Source organism: Nonomuraea zeae (assembly GCF_005889725.1).
Classification (GTDB): domain Bacteria; phylum Actinomycetota; class Actinomycetes; order Streptosporangiales; family Streptosporangiaceae; genus Nonomuraea; species Nonomuraea zeae.
In genome coordinates, this window is the sequence record NZ_VCKX01000466.1 from 1 (window position 1) to 6,815 (window position 6,815).

The window sequence follows — 6,815 nt, forward strand, 5'->3', positions numbered from 1 at the left end:
CTCGAACCCGACGCGCCGCAGCAGGCCGTCCATGGCCCTGGTCTCGGGCTCGCTGGCCGGTCACGAGCCGCGGAAGGTCTCGCTGCTGGGGCTGCTCGACGAGGGCGCCGCGCAGGCGTTCTCCGCCGCCCAGCTGGCCCCGCTCACCCGGTACGGCTCCAAGGCCGACCTGGTGGAGTCGCTGCGGGCGTACCTGGAGAGCAACGGCCACTGGGACGCGGCGGCGCAGCGGCTCGGCGTGCACCGGCACACCCTGCGCTACCGCATGAAACGCGTGACGGAGCTGCTCGGCCGGGACCTCGACGACCCGGGCGTACGGGCCGAGCTGTGGCTCGCCCTGGAGGCGGCCCGCCGCCACTGAGCGGCGGAGAGCCACCTCGCCGGGACTACTTCTTCTTGTCCACCAGGTAGCAGCAGATGGTCGCCGTCGTGACCGCCTCGTACGTGCGGTCGTCGCGCAGATGACCGGCGCGTTCCAGGCTGATCGCCCCCTGGGCGGCCGCCCACAGCGCGTCCGCGATCTTGCGCGGCTGCGTCGGGATCAGGTATCCGGCCGAGATGCAGTCGGCGATCACCCGGTCCAGGATGTTCAGTGCCGCGCGGGCCAGGGTCCTGGCGCGCTCGCTGGGCTCGAAGCCGGGGATCGCCCGCTCGAACATGAGGCTGTAGTAGCCGGGCTCGGCCAGGCACGCCGCCCGGTACGCCGGCCCGAGCGCCGTGAGGTGCTCAAGCGCGTTCCTTCGCGGCGGCACTGCCTCTAGAAACCGGCGGAAGCGCTCGAACCCCTCCAGATAGAGCGCCTCCGCCAGACCTTCCCGGTTGCCGAACATGGTGTAGATCACGGTCGTCGTGCATCCCGCCTCGGCGGCGATCCTGCGCATCGTCAAGCTCTCGGGCCCGTCCGACTCCAGCAGGTTCACTGCCACGTCGAGGAGGCGGGAGCGGAGTTCGTCGTGGCTTGCGCGCTCGCCCAGGAGATAAGCGCCCTGCAGTCCCAGCGGCGCCGAGGTCATGAGACCTCCCATGTGGCCAAGGAGCTACGCATCCTTGTGACCTCACCTCGTTCGGTCACGGGGCCCACGCCTTTCTGTCGGGGGCCCACCGCGCTGGAGACCCGCACCCGATGACTTAGCCATGGCGGAGATCGCTCAAACCACTCCGCATGGTAAACATCCCGAATTAGGTCTACTTCTGTTACATCGTGGGTATACACCGGAGCTTGTACTTAACGGTGAGGCCTCGTGGGAGTCTTGTGCACCGTGGTGTAAATCCCCGATCGCCCGCTTGGCATAACGTCGTGGGCATGGACGCGCGTACCTTCTGGCTGGCCGGTCGCCCCGCGACCGGTGACGCCGAGCTCACTGTGACCAACCCCCATGACGGTCGCGAGGTCGGCCGGCACTCCGTTCCGACAGATGCCCAGGTCGAAGAGGCCATCGCGGCCGCGCACGGGGTCGCCCGGCAGGCCGCCGCGCTGCCCGTGCACGTACGGGCCGAGGCACTGGCCCACGTCTCGCGCCGCCTGTCGGAGCGGGCCGAGGAGATCGCCCAGCTCATCACCGCCGAGAACGGCAAGCCGATCTTCTGGGCGCGCGGCGAGGTCGGCCGGGCCGTGGCCACGTTCCGCTTCGCCGCCGAGGAGGCCCGCCGCTGGTCGGGGGACGTCCAGCGGCTCGACACCGAGCCGGCCGCGGCCGGTCGCCTGGCCTACGTGTCGCGGGTCCCGTACGGGCCCGTGCTGGCCATCACCCCGTTCAACTTCCCGCTCAACCTGGTCGCGCACAAGGTTGCCCCGGCCATCGCGGTCGGCGCCCCCGTCATCGTCAAGCCCGCCCCCGCCACGCCGCTGTCGTCGCTCGTGCTCGGCGAGATCCTGGCCGAGACCGACCTGCCCGCCGGGATGTTCTCGGTGCTGCCGATCGAGAACGAGCGCGCCTCCGCGCTGGTGCAGGACCCGAGGCTGCCGGTGGTGTCGTTCACCGGCTCGGCGCCCGTCGGCTACGCCATCGCCGACCAGGTCCCGCGCAAGCACGTGACGCTGGAGCTGGGCGGCAACGCGGCCGCCGTCGTGCTCGCCGACGCCGACCTCGACTGGGCCGCCCAGCGCATCGCCCTCTACTCCAACTACCAGGCGGGCCAGAGCTGCATCGCGGTGCAGCGGGTGATCGTCGAGCAGCCGGTCTACGACGCCTTCGTCGAGCGCCTGCTCCCCGCAGTGTCCGCTCTCGTCACCGGTGACCCGGCCGACGAGAAGACCCAGGTGGGCCCGCTGGTCTCGGAGCACGCCGCGCAGCGCGTGGAGCAGTGGGTCCAGGAGGCCGTCGCGTCCGGGGCCCGCGTCCTGGCGGGCGGCACCCGCGAGGGGGCGACGTACGCGCCGACGGTGCTGGACGGCGTCCCGCACGACGCCAAGGTCGCCTGCGAGGAGGTCTTCGGGCCCGTCCTGATCCTCCAGCCGGTCGGCTCGATCGACGAGGCGTACGCGCTGGTCAACGACTCGAAGTACGGCTTGCAGGCCGGGGTGTTCACCCGCTCGCTGGACGCCGCCTTCCGCGCCAACCGGGAGCTGGAGGTGGGCGGTGTGATCATCGGGGACGTGCCCTCTTACCGGGCGGACCAGATGCCGTACGGCGGGGTGAAGGACTCGGGGATCGGGCGCGAGGGGCTGCACTCGGCGATGGACGACCTCACGTACGAGAAGGTCATGGTCCTGACGGGACTGTCGCTCTAGAGCTCGGCAGAACACGTCGTACGACGGCCGCGGTCACCGTGGCCGTCGTACGATCTCGCGGGCCGGTTGTCAGCTCACCGTGACGACGGGGGAGGAATCGTCGTCGAGGTCGACCTCGACGCCCATCTCCTCGGCCAGCCGCAGCGCCTCCTCGATCAGCGTCTCGACGATCTGCGACTCCGGCACCGTCTTGATGACCTCGCCCTTGACGAAGATCTGGCCCTTGCCGTTGCCGGAGGCCACGCCCAGGTCGGCCTCACGGGCCTCACCGGGGCCGTTGACGACGCAGCCCATCACGGCCACCCGCAGCGGGACCTTCAGGCCCTCCAGGCCCGCCTGGACCTGCTCGGCGAGGGTGTAGACGTCCACCTGCGCGCGCCCGCAGGACGGGCAGGAGACGATCTCCAGGCCGCGCTCGCGCAGCCCCAGCGACTCCAGGATCTGGGCGCCGACCTTGACCTCCTCCACCGGAGGCGCGGACAGCGAGACCCTGATCGTGTCGCCGATGCCCTCGGCCAGCAGGGCGCCGAAGGCGACGGCGGACTTGATCGTGCCCTGGAAGGCCGGGCCGGCCTCCGTGACGCCGAGGTGCAGCGGGTAGTCGCACTTGGCGGCCAGCAGCCGGTACGCGTTGATCATGACGACCGGGTCGTTGTGCTTGACGGAGATCTTGATGTCGCGGAACCCGTGCTCCTCGAACAGCGAGCACTCCCACAGCGCGGACTCGACCAGCGCGTCGGGCGTGGCCTTGCCGTATTTCTGCAGCAGGCGGGGGTCGAGCGAGCCGGCGTTGACCCCGATCCTGATCGGTACGCCGTGGTCGGCGGCAGCGCGGGCGATCTCACCCACCTTGTCGTCAAATTTCTTGATGTTGCCGGGGTTCACCCGGACGGCCGCGCATCCCGCCTCGATGGCGGCGAAGACGTACTTCGGCTGGAAATGGATGTCGGCGATGACCGGGATCTGCGACTTCTTGGCGATGATCGGCAACGCGTCGGCGTCGTCCTGCGACGGCACCGCCACGCGGACGATCTGGCAGCCGGAGGCCGTGAGCTCGGCGATCTGCTGCAAGGTGGCGTTGACGTCGGCGGTCACCGTGGTCGTCATCGACTGCACCGAGACCGGCGCGTCGCCGCCCACGGGCACGGTGCCGACCATGATCTGGCGAGAGTGGCGGCGTTCGGCGAGCGGCTTCGGGCGAACCGTCGGGATGCCGAGAGCTACAGAAGACATTTCAACCCTTAATGTGACGACGGTTTCCAGTTTAGGTAGTCAGCGGGACTGCCCGACTGTGAGCTCGGCCGCACGGGCGCGGGCCCAGGCGTCGGCCGCCAGCACCTCGTCCACGGAGCCTGCCGGGGTGACCTCGTGCTCCGCCACGACCTTGGCGACGGTGTCGACGATCGCGAGGAAGGGCAGCTCGCCCCGCATGAACGCCTCCACGCAGGCCTCGTTGGCCGCGTTGTAGACGGCGGGCGCGGTGCCGCCCGCGCTGCCGACGTGCCTGGCCAGCGCGACCGACGGGAACGCCCGGTCGTCCAGCGGCTCGAACGTCCACGCGTGGGCCTTGGTCCAGTCGATGGGCCGCGCCGCGCCGGGGATGCGGCGCGGGTGGCCGAGCGCCATCGCGATCGGCAGCCGCATGTCGGGCGGGCTGGCCTGGGCGATCGTGGAGCCGTCGACGTATTCGACCATGGAGTGGATGATCGACTGCGGGTGGACGACCACCTCGATCCGGTCGAAGCCAAGGTCGAACAGCAGATGGGCCTCGATCACCTCCAGCCCCTTGTTGACCAGGGTGGCGGAGTTGATGGTGATCACCGGGCCCATGGACCAGGTGGGGTGCGCCAGCGCCATCTCGGGCGTGACGTCGGACATCTCCTCGCGCCGCATGCCCCTGAACGGCCCGCCGCTGGCGGTGATCACCAGCTGCCGGACGCTGTCGGGGTCGTGGCCGTCGGGCCCCGCGGCCCACAGGCACTGCTGGATCGCCGAGTGCTCGGAGTCGACCGCCAGGATCTGGCCCGGCTTGGCCAGCCGCTTCACCAGCGGCCCGCCGATGATCAGGGACTCCTTGTTGGCCAGCGCGAGCATCCGGCCCGCCTCCAGCGCGACCAGCGTGGAGGTCAGCCCGAGCGCGCCGGTGATGCCGTTGAGGACCATGTCGCACTGCCAGCCCGCCACCGCCGCGACGCCGTCCTGGCCGCCGAGCACCGTGGGGGAGACGCCGTGCGCGGTCAGCGCCTCCTTCAGCGCGGGCACGGCCGAGGCGTCGGCCACTGCCACGACCTCGACCTCGAACTCGGCCGCCTGCCTGGCCAGCAGCTCGATCTTGGCGCCGCCCGCCGCGAGCCCCACGACCCGGAAGCCGTCCGGGCTCGCGGCGATGACGTCGAGGGCCTGGGTGCCGATCGAGCCGGTGGAGCCGAGCACGACTATGGAGCGGAGGGTCTCTTCATGCACCCGTCCATTGTCCCCGCTGCGTGGCGCACTCGGGCACGCGGGACCCGCCATACCGAAATTCCGCGAGTTATGTGACACGAGAGAACGCAGTGAATTTATGCCTGGATATCGCTATATCGGTATGCGCATATCTTGAGAAATCTGGATATTGCTGCCGCTACCTTCCAAGCCCAGGTCCGGTTTCGGGAGGTACGTAATGCACCGCAGACTTGCTCTGCTTTCCACCCTCACGCTCGTCGCGGGAAGCGCCGCCCTGTTGCTCCCCGCGGGCGGGGCGCAGGCCGATACGCGCCTGGCCGCGCAGGTTGCCGTACAGGCGTCGGTGAGGCCCAAGCCCGCGCAGCACGCGGCGGCGGACTCGGCGTCCGAGCAGCGGCAGGTTCTGACGTACTGGACGGAGCGCAAGATGGAGGCGGCCCAGCCGCTGGACGCCCCGAAGCCCGGCAACGGGCCGGCGGCGGACGCCGGGCAGCCGGGCGAGCCCACCGAGGGCACCCCGTGGACGGCCCCGCCCACCGGCGCCCCCGGCGGGGGTGTGGGGTTGCAGTCCGCCAGGAGCCCGGGCGAGCCGTGGACCGGCGGCGGCACGGTCGTGCGGACCACCGGGCGGATCTTCTTCACCACGCAGGGGCGCAACGCCTCGTGCTCGGGCTCGGCGGTGACCAGCGCGAACAAGAGCGTGGTGCTCACCGCGGGCCACTGCGTGAAACTGAACGGCGCCTTCCACACGAACTGGGTCTTCGTGCCCGGCTACAACGCCGGCAACCGCCCCTTCGGCACCTGGCCCGCCACGAGGCTGCTGACCACCCAGCAGTGGAACGCCGGCGAGGACATCGGCTTCGACGTCGCCGCCGCCGTGGTCGCGCCGCTGCAGGGCAAGACGCTGGTGGACGCCGTGGGCGGCCAGGGCGTGGCCTTCAACCAGTCACGCCGCCAGCAGATGTACGCCTTCGGCTACCCCGCCGCGGCCCCCTACGACGGCTCGAAGCTGATCTACTGCAGCGGGCGGACCTTCGACGACTTCCTGCTGACCAATGATCTCGGCCTGACCTGCAACATGACCGGCGGATCGAGCGGCGGCCCCTGGATGCTGAATTTCAACGAATCGACCGGACTCGGCACGCAGAATTCCGTCAACAGCTTCAAATACAACTTCGCTGCCAATTGGATGTTCGGCCCATATTTCGGGAACGAGGCGCAAGCCGTCTATCAAGCAGCGCAAACCACCGGCGCACTCTGAGCAACTTACCGAAAGTAGTCACAAGAACACATCTCGTGGTGCACACTCGGGGGACATGACCCTGAGCACCCCCCTGCTTGCGGCAGCTCCGCTCCTGGCGGGGCTGTTGGGCCCCGCCCTCGTAGGCGCGGCCCCCCATTCGCAGCAGGCCGATCGACCCGCCGTCACACCCGTCCACGGGCCGTCGCGGGTCAAGACCGAAATTGTCGAGCACACCGCCGCCCGCACCGAGGCCGACCAGCGGCGGGTGCTCGACTACTGGACGCCCGAGCGGATGGCCAAGGCCCTGCCGATCGGCCTGCTCGACCTCGTGACGAGCGGCGACGGCCTGCTGGGCGGCCTGACCGGCCCGGCCGCGCGCACCGCCCCCAAGGCCCGGAG

At 70.2% G+C, this 6,815-nt stretch carries 6 protein-coding genes and 1 pseudogene; 4 read left to right on the top strand and 3 right to left on the bottom strand.

The window, feature by feature from the left end; genetic code table 11:
- On the top strand, positions 1-361 hold a 361-nt coding region (locus ETD85_RS59000), incomplete at its 5' end, for a PucR family transcriptional regulator (protein WP_138698540.1).
- Positions 362-386: 25 nt separating this feature from the next.
- Here the strand turns inward: ETD85_RS59000 and ETD85_RS59005 are convergent.
- A complete protein-coding gene (locus ETD85_RS59005) occupies positions 387-1,013 on the bottom strand; it encodes a TetR/AcrR family transcriptional regulator (protein WP_138698541.1) in 627 nt (208 codons plus the stop codon).
- Positions 1,014-1,303: 290 nt separating this feature from the next.
- Between ETD85_RS59005 and ETD85_RS59010 the strand changes: the two genes are divergently transcribed.
- Positions 1,304-2,731, top strand: a complete 1,428-nt coding sequence (locus ETD85_RS59010) for an aldehyde dehydrogenase family protein (protein ID WP_138698542.1) — start codon at positions 1,304-1,306, stop codon at positions 2,729-2,731.
- 69 nt (positions 2,732-2,800) lie between these two features.
- Here ETD85_RS59010 and ispG read toward each other — a convergent pair whose 3' ends face one another.
- The gene (ispG, locus tag ETD85_RS59015) at positions 2,801-3,964 is read right to left on the bottom strand and encodes a flavodoxin-dependent (E)-4-hydroxy-3-methylbut-2-enyl-diphosphate synthase (protein WP_138698543.1); all 1,164 of its coding nucleotides are present in this window, start codon (positions 3,962-3,964) and stop codon (positions 2,801-2,803) included.
- Between the two features lie 39 nt (positions 3,965-4,003).
- Positions 4,004-5,194, bottom strand: coding sequence for a 1-deoxy-D-xylulose-5-phosphate reductoisomerase (dxr, locus tag ETD85_RS59020; RefSeq protein WP_138698544.1), 1,191 nt, complete (start codon positions 5,192-5,194; stop codon positions 4,004-4,006).
- 196 nt (positions 5,195-5,390) lie between these two features.
- Between dxr and ETD85_RS59025 the strand changes: the two genes are divergently transcribed.
- On the top strand, positions 5,391-6,434 hold the full coding sequence (locus tag ETD85_RS59025; RefSeq protein WP_138698545.1) for a trypsin-like serine peptidase: 1,044 nt from the start codon (positions 5,391-5,393) through the stop codon (positions 6,432-6,434).
- A 55-nt stretch (positions 6,435-6,489) separates the two neighbouring features.
- Positions 6,490-6,815: pseudogene (locus tag ETD85_RS59030) on the top strand (hypothetical protein); the annotation flags it as partial.